Here is a 15,919-nt window from a genome sequence, read left to right on the forward strand (position 1 = left end):
TCAATAAGCACCTTAGCCTCATTCAAATCTGAGACTTCAGGTGGTGCTTCTTGGTATTTAGGTGATTTCTTTCTAGTCATGAAACCATAATGGCTTCCCAGAATGATCACTCAAGACCCACAGTGTGATCAATTGCGTAAGGTCACACTTTTTATGTCAATAGGGCTTGGTGAACACTTACAAAAAAAGTGGGAATTAAATTCCCACAAATTCAATCGCCAATCATATCAAACGCCAATGCAGTTCCAGAGCTTATTAACTGGTTCGCTTTTCTCCCTAAAACACTTTCGTAGTGCTTAGGTGCTAGCCCAAACCCAGGTCTAATGCTTCGAACATTATCAGCAGTAAATACTTCACCTGCTTTTATATCCTTTACTACATATAAAGAACGACGAAATTTCACATTACCTTTTTCAGCTTCCGTTCTTTCGTAATTGACCTGACCCATTGCTTGCCATGCTGTTTTTGTGTCTTTACAAAGTGCAGTAAGCTCATGAGGTTCGAGAGAAAAACTATCATCCGCTCCGCCTCCATTACGATCCATAGTTACGTGTTTTTCGATCAAACACGCCCCTAATGTTACAGAAGCCACAGCCGTTGCATTATCAATCGTGTGATCAGAAAGACCCGATAAAACTTCAAATCGTTCCGCGATGTCAGCAATCGTCTTAAGATTATATTGGTCAGCTGGCGCAGGATAACCACTCACGCAATGCAGTACTACCAGCTCTTCACACCCATTATCTCTTGCTGTTTTTATGGCCTCTGCAATTTCTTCTTTGTTAGCCATTCCTGTTGAAATGATCATCGGTTTACCTGTTTGAGCAACACGCTTAATCAGAGGTAAATCAACCACTTCAAAAGATGCTATTTTATAAGCTGGTGCATCTAGCTCTTCCAAAAGATCTACTGCTGTAAAATCGAATGGTGAGCTAAATATGGTAATACCTAGCTCTTTTGCCTTTTCAAAAAGAGGCTTGTGCCATTCCCAAGGCATGTGTGCGCCTTTATATAATTCATATAAAGTTTGACCATCCCATAAACCACCATGGATCTGAAACTCTTCTGAGTTACTGTCCATAGTGATCGTTTCATGGGTATAAGTTTGTAGCTTAATTGCATCGGCACCTGATTTCTTCGCTTCTTCCATGATCTGAAAAGCGCGATTAATGTCACCATTATGATTTGCCGACAATTCAGCAATAATATAAGGAGCGTAGTCAGGACCTATTTTTCTACCGTCAATTGAAATATATGCTTTCATCAAAATCTCATTAAATTGGGTTACGAATAAACGTCTCAGAGTTTTGTTGTGTATAGTTCGCTTTTTTGAACAACTTCTGAGAAGCTTTATTACACTCTAATACAGTGGCATGTAATGTCAGTTCTGGGTGTATGACATCTACCATTGTTAATGCAGCTGTTGCAACTCCTAAGCCGTAAGCTTCAGGGGCAACAAAGATTGATACTAGATAATTTTTAGGTTTAAGTTTATCTAATCGTAATACACCTAATTTTTTTCCTGTTGTCTTATCTTCAACAAGATAAAAAAAGTCAGTGGTTGTGGCTAGCTTTCGCTTCATCCAACTTTGGTGACCTTCCCATGTAGGAATATCAGTATTCAATGCAAATTCACGAGTTTTAGGGTGACATTGCCAATCATAAACGGTTTTGATGTCCTCATAAGTGGCAAATACAAGCTGCAGATTTGAATGTTCACTTGGTTTAATGAGCTGCTGAATTTCTAGGACTAACCTTCGAGTCCCTAACCCATCACACAATTTTAGATTCGACATAAATAGCTCATGCCATTGAACCATTGCCTGTTGATAGGTCACTAAAAGCCGGGATTCAATATCTTCCAAAGACACTTTCATAATGGCTTTGTGTTGAAGTAATTGAGCACAGATCGTTTTTTGATTATCGGCTAATGGTATCAATATACTGGGTAAACCAAGACAAGCTCGCTCCCAACTTGTCGTACCAGGAGCTCCAATAGCTATATCATGTTTAAGCATTAAACCAGCCATGTCGGCTTCAAAATCTTGATGTTGGACATTACTGTGTAAGTCGCACCATGACTTAACCTGTTGGTAGTGTGGCCCTCTAGGGCTTAACAACACCGTAAAATCAGCACAGACTTTACCAACAAGGCTAACCAATGACTTTAAAGTTGCATTGGGATTGTCTACCCCCCCCATAGAGATGAGAACTTTAGGTCGAGTTACAGAGAGTACCCGCATGTAAGCAAACTCTCTCAATGAAGCAAACCTTGGGGCTAATATCGCATACTCACTTCCAACTAAAGCCCGAGCAGAACCTGAGTACTCAACAGGCTTACGTCCAAGGGTTTGATCGACAATTAAATCAGCATCGTGCTCTCGAACCAAGTCATCAATAGCGACTAAAAAGCAGCTCATTGATTGTCTAACAAGCTGTTGCCACTTGTTGCTAATAGCATAATGATCCGTTACCACTAAATCAGCACTACTTACCATTTGGATAAAGTCTAGCGCATCCTCAGAACTTGGTCTTTGCAGCCAAGCCTCATAATCGGCATCATGCTGAGGTTGGTTCGGCTCTTTAGGCGGATTTAACTTTATTACCTGAAAGCCACGCTCTTCAATGTATGAGGTCATGTCGCCTGGCTGTGGTAAGCATGCAAAAGAGATTGAATGACCGAGGCTTTTCAATGCATCTGCAAGTACTAAACAGCGCATGATATGACCACTACCAACCCAAACTGACGCATCCGCTCTAAAGACAACTCTCATAAAAACCTAATTATTTTAAAGCTGAGTATAATGCCTCAGCTAGATCCCAATCTTCTTTTGTATCAATATCTTGCACTCGATTTCTCGGTAATAGAACGACACTAGAATGATCTGCGAATATTGCTTTTTTCTCTAAAAACGCATCAGTCTTACCCCAATAGAATTGACCAGCATCATGATAGGCTTCTTCTAGATCTTGAGAGCGGACTTGTTCATTTTCAGGAGAAAACATTGACACCTCTCCTCCTGATGAAACTTTGATCGCTCTTTGAATCGGAAATGGAAAAGTCGCAGCACTAAAAACAAACTCAAATAAGCCTTTATTTAACTTATCGAAACCTTGTTTAAGATATTCCGGTGTGACAAAGGGAGCCGTCGCGTACAAACAACAAACCGCATCTACAATCCAGCCATTATCCATGCACCAAGTAATGGCGTGATGCATCACATCCATTGTCGTTGCATAGTCATCAGAGATGTTAGCAGGGCGTAAAAAAGGTACCTCAGCACCATACTGCTCAGCAACCTCAGCGATCTCTGCATCATCAGTAGAGACAATAACCTTATCAAAACAATCTGAAGCAAGTGCAGCTTCGATTGAGTAAGCAATCATAGGCTTGCCATGAAAGTGCTTTATATTTTTACGAGGAATACGTTTGCTGCCGCCACGTGCAGGAATAATAGCAACGTTCATTATTTAACTACCAAAATTTCAGCCACCACACGAACAACAGTATTTTGCTGTTCTTCTGTCATACCGTGGAACATTGGCAATGAGATCGCTTCTTTATAGTAACGTTCTGACTCAGGGAAATCCCCTTCAGCAAAGCCCATAGCTTGGTAATATGGTTGAGTATGAACTGGAATGTAATGCAAGTTAACGCCGATACCGTTTTCACGCAGTGCGTCAAAAACTTGTTTATGAGTTAATGATATATCATCCAACTTCAAACGAATTACGAATAAATGTAGACCTGAGTACGTGTTTTCCAGTTGATAGGGAAGTACTAACGGTAATTCAGATAACATTTGATTATAACGCTTAGATAGCACATGGCGCGCTGCAACAAATTCATCGAGTCGTTGCATTTGCGTGACACCCAATGCCGCTTGAAGCTCTGTCATGCGGTAGTTGAAACCTAAATCAACCTGTTGGTAGTACCAACCACCATGAGAAGCTTCCGTCATCATTTCAGGTTCACGAGTGATGCCATGACTGCGTAATAGAGCCATTTTATCCGCCAACGCTTTCTGATTAGTCAGTGCAGCTCCGCCTTCAGCAGTGGTTACAATCTTAACTGGGTGAAAACTAAATACTGTGATATCTGAGTATTCGCAATTCCCTATTGGTTGTTCTTTGTAACGACCACCAATCGCGTGTGAAGCATCTTCAATAACCTTAAAGCCATACTCTTTTGCCAACTTAGCAATCGCAGCCATATCACATGGTTGCCCGCATAGATGAACCGGAACAACGACTTTAGGCAACTTACCATTAGCTTTAGCTTGAATAAGCTTTTCTTCAAGACGCTTTGGACACATATTATATGTATCTGGATCGATATCGACGAAATCAACCTGCGCACCACAATACAAACCGCAGTTTGCTGATGCAACGAATGTTATCGGTGATGTCCACAGCCAATCCCCCTGACCCAGCCCTAAAGCAAGGCAAGCAATGTGCAGAGCTGATGTTGCGCTATTCACTGCTAGAGCATGGTTAGCGCCAGTATGTTCAACAAGCGCAGCTTCAAATGCAGGAACCTGTGGCCCCTGCGTTAAAAAGTCCGACTTCAGGACATCAACAACACTATCGATGTCTTGCTGATTAATATCTTGCTTACCGTAAGGAATCACGACTGTTCTCACACTGTAAAGTTTGGGTCTACATGTTCTTTGATAAGTTCACGTAAGCCTTCAATAGTTTCCCACTCAGTGTTTGTGCCTGAGTTGTATTTAAAACCAAAAGGCACTTTCTCTGCCTTATGATGTTTCATGTACTCATCTTCTGTGTATGTAAAAGAGACAGAAGGAAGGATCGCGTAATAACGACCTAAATCAATTGTATTCAAAGAATCGGTGTCGGTGATCATCTCTTCATGCAGTTTCTCACCAGGGCGAATACCAACCACTTTAGTTTCGATACCAGGCGCAACAGCTTCTGCAATATCAAGGATCTTGTAAGACGGAATTTTAGGTACGAAGATCTCTCCACCTAAGTGATTTTCAAGCGCGTACATCACCATGTTCACGCCATCTTGCAAAGAGATATTGAAACGAGTCATCTCTTCATGAGTGATAGGCAATACGCCTTCTTCTTTTTTCTTCATGAAGAATGGAATCACTGAACCTCGCGAACCCATTACGTTGCCGTAACGTACAACACTAAAGCGAATGTCTTTAGAACCTTTGATGTTGTTAGCTGCAGCGAACAATTTGTCGGAAGCTAGCTTAGTTGCACCATACAAGTTGATAGGGGCACAGGCTTTGTCTGTTGAAAGTGCGACAACATCTTTAACACCACACTGCAAAGCAGCATGAATGACATTCTCAGCACCATCGACATTAGTTCGGATGCACTCTGTAGGGTTATATTCTGCAGTATCTACTTGCTTGATTGCTGCTGCATGAATAATGACATCAACGCCTTCACACGCTTGAATCATACGCTCACGGTCACGAACATCACCAATAAAGAAACGAAGTTGAGGGAAATCTTTTTGCGGGTATTGCTGTTTAATCTCAAATTGTTTGAGCTCATCTCGAGAGAATATGATGATTTTTTTTACAGCAGAGTATCGCTCAAGGATTGTTTTAATGAACTGCTTACCGAATGAGCCTGTACCACCAGTGATAAGTACACTCTTATTATCTAACATATTTTCTCCAAATCAAATTTACAACAAAGCGCTTTTCATGAAATTTACTGTGCATCATGTTAGCTAGCTGCTTTGTTTTATGTCTTTCAGAATTGTGTCTACGAATTGTTTTGCCATCTGACCATCATCGAACATAGGTGCATATTCCTCACCGCCAAATTTTGTCCGAAAGTAACGCTCGCCAGAAGGATTTACACATCCAGGTATTGCTTTATTATCTATCCAAGCAAGCAAGGATTCCACTACTTCTTGACGGCTTCTTGCTTTATACGACAATAACTCTTCAAAACTTTCCAGATCGTCAAATCTGTATACATTTGGTGTCCCAAAGAACCAAGTATCGCCCATAATTATAGACTTTTTCTCATAACAAGCAGCTTCAAGACAAGCCGTTCCCGTTTGGCTTACAGTAAGGAGCGCTTGCTTAACTAGTTGAACCGAATTCATTCTCGGATCAATTAAATGAACGTTCGGCAAATCAGATAGAACATCATACAAATAAGGGCTCTTACCTCTGTGTCCAGGCAGCATGCGAGTGAACTGTGAATAGTGTTCTTTTACATAGATGGGAACAGACAAAGGTACAAAACTTCTCAAGGCCACTAGCGCGTCATATACTTGGTAATAATGACCACCATCTGGGTTAGAGGTTCTTTCAGGCTCATAATGCAAAGGGTAGAACACATAGTCCACATCTAGAGATACAGGTGTTACCTTGCTCATATAAGCGTTTTCTAATCTAGAGTGGATTGCGTCAACATTTATTTGCGCCAATATACTTCGACTATTATCATCTTTAAAAAATTTCTTATTAATAGTATAAGTCGTTTTTAACCTTTTTTTCTTTGCGTACCTGACACCTTTGCCTAAGAGCTCAAAAAACTTCAATACTGAGTTTTTCGATTTTTTATCATCATATTTTTTTTGATTTACCATATAACCAGGCTCTTCAGGGGTGTTAACAAATGAATTAACATACTCTGATACAACCGGCGTATATATAGACATCATATCGTTGTCATTACGTTCAACATCAATTGTGGTTCCATAAAAATCTTTTGCCACATGGAGCAATGGAGCAACTCCAGATGCTACTAAATGATATCTTGGAATTTCTAGAATTTCACAAATTCCATATATAACCATGCCTACGCTTGAATGAGGCGCTTCTGAAGCAATTAAAACGCTAATTTTCTCATCACGAATCAAATCATAGTAATAGTTAAAAAGGCTATAAAACACAGCTTCCCTTTCAAGACGACCGAACGTTCTTTCATCGTCTTGTCGGTCCATCATTTTATATACTTTGTCTTTTAGGATAAAAAATCTAGGATCTGATAAAACACCTTTACATGGCGTATATTTCATCGTTCTCTCTTTCAGAACGCCTTTATTAGCCATGAAAAAGTCTTCTAAGTGACAATCTGGGAACATTCTTTTTGCCTGCTCATCATGAGCCGGATCCCCTAACCACACTCTAATGTCTACATGATTATCTTTTAAACAACTCGCGACATTAATCCAAACATTTCGACCTGCAGGTAGGTATATAGCTCTCAACCCAACACCTCATAATTAGTTGTAAAGTTCACATCATCATACATGTTCATTATATCCTCGTATCAGACTGGAGAAATTTTCCTCTTTCCATCTAATGTTTCGTTTTTTTCTTTCTTTTCGAAATGAACGGAGTAATCGGCTCAAGTTCGATTTATCGTACGAGCCTCCATGATCAATAATACATTTATCAAAATCGATCACCCATACTTCATTATTACTATCAATTAAAATATTATGAATATTTAAATCAGTATGATTAACCTTAGCCTCATGCATCTTACGAATTTCAGCGCCTATCTTTTGGTACATTTCCTTAGGCAATGCCTTATCTAGTAAGATCGCCACTAGGTCTTGAGCATTAGGGACTTTTTCACTCAAAAGATCGGCTTTATAGGTGAGCCCGCTTTTCACCACTCGAGCAGCAATTGGCTTAGGGACGTTAACCCCCGACTTCTTAAGTACTTTAAGCAGTTCGAACTCTTGGTAGCTGCGAGTCTTCTCATCACCAAAGTATAGGTACCTGTCTTCAACAAGTTTACCAAATAGGCCACCACGACGGTAATGGCGCAATGCTGCTTGAATAGTGTCTAACTCAACAAACCACGTCGTACCACGCCCGGTGGCGCTCCCTATGATTTTATTTTGCTGCTGCCAATATTCAGCGTCAAAGGCATGCTTTGCCTGATCTGGTGAAATTAATGATTCGTCAAACCAAATCACTTGATTGTCAAAGTTAAGCGTTTGCATCCTATCTACCTACCTAATTGCTTAGTTTTATTTTACATTACCCTAGCCCAACTGCATAATTCTTATTAATCAATTTGATAGAGCTCACCTCATGCCTTTGTTCGAATCTGCCCCTAAATCACTCTGTATTTTGCGACTTTCTGCGATAGGTGACGTGTGCAACACCATCGCCACTGTTCAAGCAATTCAAAAGCAATGGCCTGCTACCAAGATTACTTGGATCACCGGAAAGTTAGAAGCTCAATTACTCGCTGCAATTGAAGGCGTGGAAGTGCTCACCTTTGACAAAAAATCGGGCCTTGAAGGGTACAAGTCGTTGTGGCGGCAGCTCAAAGGGCGTGAGTTTGATGCGCTACTTCATATGCAATACGCACTTCGTGCAAGCTTTGCCACTCTGGGTATCAAGGCAAAATACAAACTCGGGTTTGCGGCCGATCGCAGTCAAGATTTTCAGACGTTATTTACCAATACCAAAGTGAGATCGCCCTCTTCACTGCATGTCGCAGATGGGCTAATGGCCTTTGCTCAACACATTGGGGTTCACGATACAACGCTGAATTGGTCTCTGTCCTATAAAGAGTCAGACAACGCATGGGTACAGCAACAACTCGACACCAACAAACCTAACCTACTCCTTGTTCCAGGCGCCAGTAAAGCCTATAAGAACTGGCATGCACAAGGTTATGTTGATGTGATTAACCATGCCCGCAATCAAGGTTGGAATGTCATTCTGGCAGGTAGCCCAGCGCAGGTTGAAGTCGAGTTGACACAAGCAATTCAAGAAAAGCTAACCGAACCTTGCCGTAACTTGGTTGGTAAAAGCTCTATCATGCAGATGCTTGCTATTATTGATAAAGTAGAGCTTGTTATTGCCCCCGATACTGGCCCAACTCATATGGCAAATGCGATGCAAACACCGGTTATTGGTTTATACGCTCACCATAACCCACGCCGCGTTGGGCCTTACCACTACCTGCAATATGTAGTGTCGGTTTACGAAGAGGCGATACTGGCAGAGACGGGTAAAACGAGCCAAGATCTAAGCTGGCGCACACGAGCAAAAGATGAGCAAGCGATGCAGCTTATAAAAAGTGAAACGGTCATTCGCATGTTTGACCAAATAGTCACTGTTATTTACCCACAATACCAATGCCTTAAACCGCACGAATAAGGAAGAAATCTTGTCTAAACCAACTTTAGCCGTTGCTTTAATTGTAAAGAATGAAGAGAAGCATCTTGAGGCATGCCTTAATACTGTAAAAGGTTGGGTCGATGAAATCGTCCTACTCGACTCTGGTAGCAGCGACCGCACAGAAGAGATCGCAAGGCAATACACCGATAAGTTCTACACCAATTTAGAGTGGCCCGGCTTTGGGAAGCAAAGACAACTTGCTCAACAATATGTTACGGCTGATTATGTTTTATGGTTGGATGCTGATGAACAAGTGACCCCTGAATTAAAACAGAGCATTTTAAAGGCAGTGGCAGAAAATAAACCCAATACGCTGTTTCAAGTAAATAGATTAAGTGCCGCCTTCGGAAAATTCATCTATCACTCAGGATGGTCCCCAGATTGGATAGTTCGCCTCTATCGTACAGATTACACTCAATATAATGACTCTCTTGTTCATGAGAAAGTTGAGAACCAAAACTACGCGATACAAAAACTCGATGGGCGGTTACATCACTATACCTACGAGCACCTTCACCACTACATCAATAAAACGACAGGTTACTTAAAAGCCTGGACGGATGAGAGAGAAGGTAGAAAGAGTGCCAGTCTAACAACAGCACTAACTCACGCTTTTGCAAGCTTCATTAAGATGTATATTATTAAACGTGGTTTCTTAGACGGAAAGCATGGCTTTATTCTAGCTTGGCTATGTATGCACTCTACATTCGTAAAATATATCGATCTATACCTACGAGAACAGGCAAAGAAATAATGAAAACAACTTTAATCATTACAACTTATAACTGGAAAGAAGCCTTAAAATCCGTGTTAAAGAGTGTAACGCGCCAAACCGTTTTGCCTGATGAAGTCATTGTGGCAGACGATGGTTCTCGAGAAGACACCAAAGAAATAATTGACCAAATGCGTAATGGTTTCCCGGTTCCATTGATACACAGTTGGCATGAAGACCATGGTTTTCAACTCTCTATGAGCCGAAACCGTGCTATAGCTAAAGCATCTGGCGATTACCTGATTATGATTGATGGCGACATGGTGTTGTCACAAACCTTTATCGAATCACATAAACGCGTGGCGAAACTAGGTTGGTTTGTCCAAGGTGGACGAGTGCTGACTGACGAAGCATGCAGTCGTGAAATCATGGAAAATGGATTAGTTCCTTCTGTCTTTAGCAAGGGGATCCGGAACCGTAAGAACTGCATAACAAATTCGCGGCTAGCTAACTGGTTCTCTTATGAACGCAATAACGACAACGCGACTCGCGGCTGCAATATGGCATTTTGGCGACAAGATGTTATCGCAGTTAACGGCTTCAACCAAGATTTTGTAGGGTGGGGACGTGAAGACAGTGAGTTCGTTCACCGCATGCTCAATTCAGGTCACTCTCGTCTATACCTTAAGTTTTCGGGGGTGGGTTATCAACTTTACCATGCAGAAAACTCCCGCGGCTCGTTACCTGAAAATGATGCCATCCTTGACAAAACGAGAGAAAAAAAATTGACTCGTTGTGAAAATGGCATTGAACAATTTTTGTTGGGAAAATCATGAGCAAAAAAGTAATCTACCCAGGAACCTTTGATCCATTGACCAATGGACATTTAGACTTAATTGAACGCACTGCTCATATGTTTGAGTCTGTCATCATTGGGGTTGCAGCGAGCCCTTCCAAAAAGACTATGTTTAGCCTAGAGGAAAGAGTCAACTTAGTGAAGCAGTCTTGTCAGCACCTTAATAATGTTTCCGTCGTTGGTTTTAGTGGGCTGCTAGTGAACTTTGCGCAAGATCAAAGAGCGAACATACTCATTAGAGGTTTACGTACAACTATGGACTTTGAGTATGAATTTGGTTTGACTAGCATGTACCGAAAGCTATTACCTAGCCTAGAGAGTATCTTTCTTACACCATCTGAAGAGTTTGCTTTTCTTTCATCAACAATAGTAAGAGAAGTTGCTATTCATGGTGGCAACATCGACACCTTTGTCCCAAAAGCAGTCAGTCAAGCTTTGAAAATCAAGTGTAATATATGAATACATACAAATTTAAGTACTACATCGTCAACACGATTATATCTATAACTCCTAGCTTTCTCTTTAAGTTTTTAAGCCATTTTACGCCAAAAGACTTAGAGGGCCTTAAAACTTCCTATATTATGGATAGAGTTGATTATTACAACAAGTTAAATACTAAATTCTCAATTGACAAAAGCCTCCCAGAAGGCACAACAAGAAAAGAATTAGGTAAAAATAGTTACAACTACTATGTATCCAACAGTTATATCAAAAACTTCAAAAAAACTGGAGGAAGAACTTATTACTTTGATGCACTAAAAGTAATAAAAAGATTCGATCCAAAACTTTGGGTTACCTTTTATAATGGAGATATACGCCATATCCCAAGTCAGCCCGGATTTTTAAAAAGCAGACCAATCTCTGACAACAATCAAAATTCAATACTTTTAAAACTCAATGAGATTCGCCATTTCAAATTCATTAATGACAATAATAATTATAGAGATAAAAAGGATCTTGTTGTTTGGCGAGGTGCAGGAGGCAAGCAACATAGGCATATTGTAATTGAAAAATACTATAATCATCCAATGTGTAATATTGGGAGAACGAAACCAATTAATGGATCTCCCTTAGAAAAGCCTACAATGACGATAGATGAACAACTCGAATACAAATTCATCTTAGCTATAGAAGGTAATGATGTCGCTACCAATCTAAAGTGGGCAATGTCCTCAAATTCACTAGTCATCATGTCGAAACCTAAATATGAAACTTGGTTTATGGAAGGTCGTCTAGAAGCAGGGGTTCACTACATCGAAGTTGCAGATAACTACTCCGACTTAATTGAAAAAGTAGAATACTACCTAGAAAACCCTAACAAAGCTGAAAAAATAATCCGCAATGCTCACAAATGGGTAGATCAGTTTAAAGACCGAAAACGTGAACGTTTGATATCGACATTAGTCGCCAATAAATATTTTGAACAATCGGGGCAAAAAGAATTAAATGACTAGTTCATCTAACAAACCAGGTGACACTGGACTTATGAGAGTTGTCAAAGCATCAGGCTACTCTTTAAAAGGCTTGAGATCAGCCTTTAAGAGTGAAGCCGCCATTCGACAAGAACTGGCCTTATGCGCTATTTTCATTCCTACGGCCCTTTACTTAGATGTAAGCAAACTAGAAACTCTAGCTCTTATCGGTTCGCTAGTATTTATCTTTATATTAGAGCTAATCAACTCAGCAATAGAAGCTGTCGTTGATCGGATCGGTCCAGAGCATCACGAGCTCAGCGGTAAAGCGAAAGACATAGGTTCCGCGGCAGTCATGGTTGCAATTCTATTTGCTATCTTCACTTGGTTATTAATATTGGTTTAAGTTAGATTTATGTTTCAAAACAACATCAAAAAGCTCACTCGTATTATTTGGTTACAAGTTGCTTTATTCACTATTTTAGTATCATTGTTTAGACAAGTTTTCACTTTTTTAATTGGTGATGTCAGTGAAATCTACCAAGTCATCCCGGATTATATTCAATCAATTGTAATTGGATTTAGATTTGATTTAAGAGTTGCAACAATAGCCTTTGCACCATTATTATTACTGGGGCTAATTCTATCAGGCACAAAATCATTTAAATTAGTCAATAAAATAATTCCCATTTATTCGTTTGTTATATATTTCTTAGGGATATCTGTATCTATTGGTAATTATTATTACTATAAAACGTACAGTAATCACTTCGATATCTTCATGTTTGGTCTTGTTGAAGATGATACTTCAGCCGTTTTATTAACAATGTGGCAAGATTATCCAATCATCATCATGTCGTTAATATCGCTATTAACCACTATAACGCTCTTCAAAATAACGCTATCTGTTTGGACGAATTTAGATAAAAAAACATGGCCGAAGCAAAAGGTTTGGGTTACAACTCTGACCATACTCTTCACCATCGCGGCTTATTTTGTGTTAGCTCGAGGCTCTGTAGGGACATTCCCACTCAAACAATACCACGCTAATGTTTCAAATTACGAAGTTCTCAATAAAGTCACACCCAATGCTTTTTTAGCATTAGATTGGGCAAGAAGCGAGCATAAAAGAAGCGCAGATTTTACCGCGGTAACAAGAGCCGATTTCGAAGAAAAAGCACACCAAGTTCTTGGTCAGGACGATCCAGTTTACCATACGGATAAAAACAACTACCTTGAAAGCAACAAACCTAACGTAGTGTTTGCTCTCATGGAAAGTATGGGGACAAACTTACTTGTTGAAGATAATGGGAAAACAACCGACCTATTGGGTTCACTAAGACCGCATTACGAGAACGATTTTAGCTTTGAGCGATTTTTGCCCGGTACAGGCGGAACCATTAACAGTATCGTCATGATGTTATTTCATAGTAACGTGAACTCAATAAGCCACGGCAAAGAACAGAACACCCCATTACCAGGCTCAGCATTCCTACCTTATAAAAAAGCTGGATATAAAGTTATATACATTACCGGAGGTAGCCCATTATGGCGCAATCTCAAGTATTACATGCCGGTACAAGGGGTTGATGAATTTTATTCGGAAGAAGATATCTACGAAGCGTTTCCTGAGTCCGTTGAGTACGCTAGCACATGGGGTGCCGCTGATGAATTTACATTTAAGCTTGCTGAAAAGCTACTCAAAGAAAATACACAGCCTGTTATGGTGATGATACAGACACAAACCAATCATCCTCCTTACCAAATTCCAAGCAACTATACTCCAGGTTCTATTGAAGTGAGTGAGTATGCTATGAAGAAAATGTCCTTGAGTGAAGAAAACTCAAAGAAGATCTATGAAACATACCAATATTCTTCTAATGCACTCGGTGACTTTATTAGTGACATTAAAGACAGTGAGTTGAATAGTAATACTATTATTTCAGCTTCTGGTGATCACCGCTTGCGCAACTACTCGATCTCTTATCCAAAGGATCTAGGAGTCGCTCATGCTGTACCTTTTTATCTCTATGTTCCACAAGAGATTTTATTGCACTCCAAATATCGTTACCAAGAAAATCGTATCGGTTCTCATCGAGATATTTTTCCTACGCTGTATAGTTTCAGTCTATCAAACGCAGAATATACATCTCTGGGAGGTAGAAACCTACTAGCAGAACAAGACGTATCATTCCCATACGCGTACACAAGCGGAGTAACCTTTACCCCACTGGGCGTATCCCATAGCACAGATTCTAAAGCGATTTACCCTTGGAAGAATGAATCTAACCTCGCTGTCGAAAGGGAATCGATACCAAACCCAACGCCTAATATTGATGTAGAACATTCAAAGTTACAGACATTGTTCATCAATTCGCAAATGAGAGGCTTTAGAGCTCAATAATAAAAGTAAAAGGGGAGCACAATGCTCCCCTTTTTAACTTTGGCACTCTTCACAAAAGAACGTATTCCGCTGCCCTATTTTTAACTCTTGAATTAGAGCTTCACAGTTAGGGCACTTTTCACCGGCTTTCCCATACACTTGTAGCTCTTGAGCAAAATACCCCGGCTTGCCATCTGCTTGCGCGAAATCTTTTAAAGTAGTGCCACCTTGTTTGATAGCAGTCGCAAGTACCTCTTTAATCTCTTGAGTTAACAAGACCCACTCGGCTTGAGTTATCTTATTAGCAGGGCGAAGTGGATGAATTCGTGAAGAAAATAGTGCTTCATTTGCATAGATATTTCCCACACCGACCACCACTTTGTTGTCCATAATGAACTGTTTGACGGCCACTTTACGCTTTTCTGCTTTCTCAGCAATGTAATCAGCGTTGAAGTCATCGGTTAGTGGCTCAGGGCCAGATCCCAGTAATACAGTATGTATCTCATCAGGCGCCGACCACAGCCAAGCGCCAAAGCGGCGCGGATCGTTGTAGCGTAATACTTTGCCATTGGTTAGCTTAAGATCCACGTGATCGTGCTTTGCTGGCGGGAAATCTGCATCTAACACGCGCAGTGAGCCAGACATACCAAGGTGAACAATCGCTGTGCCTGTATCGGTTTCAATCAATAGGTACTTTGCGCGACGCGAGATAGAGCGAATCACCTGTCCTTCTAATGCTTTTAGCTCTTGTGGGATATCCCAACGCAGCTTCGGCGTGCGAAAGGTAAGCGTTTTAATGGTTTCGCCGACTAAATGAGGCGAGATCCCCATGCGGCTTACTTCGACTTCGGGTAATTCAGGCATAATCTAGTCGTCCGATTTAGAGGAGTGGTTAGCGTTAAAGCTTGGAAACAGGTAGCTCTCTTCAATAGACACCGCCAACCACTGATCATTCCAGTTTTTTAACAACCAGAACTCCGGCAATTGATAATAGGTAATACGCTGGGGCTCTTCTTGGTCTTGATACCATACTTCGATGGTGTGTGGTGTACTTAACCGAGGCGTAAGGTCTGTGTAGGTCTGTGAGTCGACTTCCGTGCCCACAAGCTCTTTCCAACGTTGAGACAACTCTTGTGCATTGGTAGCTTGAGGGAAGTCCGTACCTTTAAACAGGTAAACCCATTGATTGTCTTGTTGAATGACGGACCACTTAGCAAAGTGCAACGCTTGAAGCTCAGCGGCTGGATTTAAAAGAGAAGGATAAGGGCTGCTGACCGTAACTTCAGGTTCGGGCTCGATCAAATAAGCTTTGATCAATGTTGGAAGGTTTAACACCCCAATAAAAGCAATCACACTGAACATGAGTATGTTGTTCCATCGGCGTCCACGATATCTCATCTGATT

General features: G+C 40.7%; 16 protein-coding genes. 7 read left to right on the forward strand and 9 right to left on the reverse strand.

What is annotated here, in order from left to right; translation table 11 throughout:
• Positions 1-211: 211 nt before the first annotated feature.
• The 7 genes from pseI to H5300_RS14585 form a co-directional block, all read right to left on the reverse strand.
• Positions 212-1,264, reverse strand: coding sequence for a pseudaminic acid synthase (pseI, locus tag H5300_RS14555; RefSeq protein ID WP_182796258.1), 1,053 nt, complete (start codon positions 1,262-1,264; stop codon positions 212-214).
• Between the two features lie 10 nt (positions 1,265-1,274).
• Entirely contained in the window at positions 1,275-2,774 is a 1,500-nt protein-coding gene (pseG, locus tag H5300_RS14560; RefSeq protein ID WP_182796259.1) for a UDP-2,4-diacetamido-2,4,6-trideoxy-beta-L-altropyranose hydrolase, read from the reverse strand.
• Positions 2,775-2,784: 10 nt separating this feature from the next.
• Positions 2,785-3,468 (reverse strand): pseudaminic acid cytidylyltransferase, encoded by a 684-nt coding sequence (gene pseF / locus H5300_RS14565; protein ID WP_182796260.1) that lies wholly within the window; start codon positions 3,466-3,468, stop codon positions 2,785-2,787.
• Entirely contained in the window at positions 3,468-4,643 is a 1,176-nt protein-coding gene (gene pseC / locus H5300_RS14570; RefSeq protein WP_182796261.1) for a UDP-4-amino-4,6-dideoxy-N-acetyl-beta-L-altrosamine transaminase, read from the reverse strand. The genes pseF and pseC overlap by 1 nt, the downstream gene beginning before the upstream one ends.
• Entirely contained in the window at positions 4,640-5,653 is a 1,014-nt protein-coding gene (gene pseB / locus H5300_RS14575) for a UDP-N-acetylglucosamine 4,6-dehydratase (inverting) (protein WP_182796262.1), read from the reverse strand. Before pseB ends, pseC begins: the two co-directional genes overlap by 4 nt.
• Positions 5,654-5,716: 63 nt before the next feature.
• Positions 5,717-7,054, reverse strand: coding sequence for a hypothetical protein (locus H5300_RS14580; RefSeq protein WP_182796263.1), 1,338 nt, complete (start codon positions 7,052-7,054; stop codon positions 5,717-5,719).
• A gap of 195 nt (positions 7,055-7,249) precedes the next feature.
• Positions 7,250-7,960, reverse strand: a complete 711-nt coding sequence (locus tag H5300_RS14585) for a 3-deoxy-D-manno-octulosonic acid kinase (protein WP_182796264.1) — start codon at positions 7,958-7,960, stop codon at positions 7,250-7,252.
• Positions 7,961-8,057: 97 nt separating this feature from the next.
• On the opposite strand from H5300_RS14585, the gene H5300_RS14590 reads away from it, so the two are divergent.
• Genes H5300_RS14590 through H5300_RS14620 form a run of 7 tightly spaced genes read left to right on the forward strand, consistent with a single transcriptional unit; the run spans position 8,058 to position 14,536 of the window.
• Positions 8,058-9,131 carry a glycosyltransferase family 9 protein gene (locus H5300_RS14590; protein WP_182796284.1) on the forward strand — a complete coding sequence of 358 codons (1,074 nt, stop codon included), beginning with the start codon at positions 8,058-8,060 and terminating at the stop codon, positions 9,129-9,131.
• Positions 9,132-9,141: 10 nt separating this feature from the next.
• Positions 9,142-9,906, forward strand: coding sequence for a glycosyltransferase family 2 protein (locus H5300_RS14595; RefSeq protein ID WP_182796265.1), 765 nt, complete (start codon positions 9,142-9,144; stop codon positions 9,904-9,906).
• A complete protein-coding gene (locus H5300_RS14600) occupies positions 9,906-10,700 on the forward strand; it encodes a glycosyltransferase family 2 protein (RefSeq protein WP_182796266.1) in 795 nt (264 codons plus the stop codon). The genes H5300_RS14595 and H5300_RS14600 overlap by 1 nt, the downstream gene beginning before the upstream one ends.
• Complete coding sequence (coaD, locus tag H5300_RS14605; RefSeq protein ID WP_102455892.1) at positions 10,697-11,179, forward strand: pantetheine-phosphate adenylyltransferase; 483 nt, start codon at positions 10,697-10,699, stop codon at positions 11,177-11,179. The genes H5300_RS14600 and coaD overlap by 4 nt, the downstream gene beginning before the upstream one ends.
• Positions 11,176-12,174: a glycosyl transferase family 90 gene (locus tag H5300_RS14610; protein ID WP_108091971.1), complete on the forward strand. Its 999-nt coding sequence runs from the start codon at positions 11,176-11,178 to the stop codon at positions 12,172-12,174. Before coaD ends, H5300_RS14610 begins: the two co-directional genes overlap by 4 nt.
• Complete coding sequence (locus H5300_RS14615) at positions 12,167-12,538, forward strand: diacylglycerol kinase (RefSeq protein WP_102455890.1); 372 nt, start codon at positions 12,167-12,169, stop codon at positions 12,536-12,538. Before H5300_RS14610 ends, H5300_RS14615 begins: the two co-directional genes overlap by 8 nt.
• A 9-nt stretch (positions 12,539-12,547) precedes the next feature.
• Positions 12,548-14,536: an LTA synthase family protein gene (locus H5300_RS14620; RefSeq protein ID WP_182796267.1), complete on the forward strand. Its 1,989-nt coding sequence runs from the start codon at positions 12,548-12,550 to the stop codon at positions 14,534-14,536.
• A gap of 33 nt (positions 14,537-14,569) precedes the next feature.
• Here the strand turns inward: H5300_RS14620 and mutM are convergent, their stop codons facing one another.
• Together mutM and H5300_RS14630 are read right to left on the reverse strand one after the other, a co-directional pair.
• The gene (gene mutM / locus H5300_RS14625) at positions 14,570-15,379 is read right to left on the reverse strand and encodes a bifunctional DNA-formamidopyrimidine glycosylase/DNA-(apurinic or apyrimidinic site) lyase (protein ID WP_182796268.1); all 810 of its coding nucleotides are present in this window, start codon (positions 15,377-15,379) and stop codon (positions 14,570-14,572) included.
• 3 nt (positions 15,380-15,382) lie between these two features.
• Positions 15,383-15,913, reverse strand: a complete 531-nt coding sequence (locus H5300_RS14630) for a hypothetical protein (RefSeq protein ID WP_182796269.1) — start codon at positions 15,911-15,913, stop codon at positions 15,383-15,385.
• Positions 15,914-15,919 lie beyond the last annotated feature (6 nt).

The sequence above is a fragment of the Vibrio sp. SG41-7 genome (assembly GCF_014164465.1).
GTDB classification, from domain to species: domain Bacteria; phylum Pseudomonadota; class Gammaproteobacteria; order Enterobacterales; family Vibrionaceae; genus Vibrio; species Vibrio splendidus.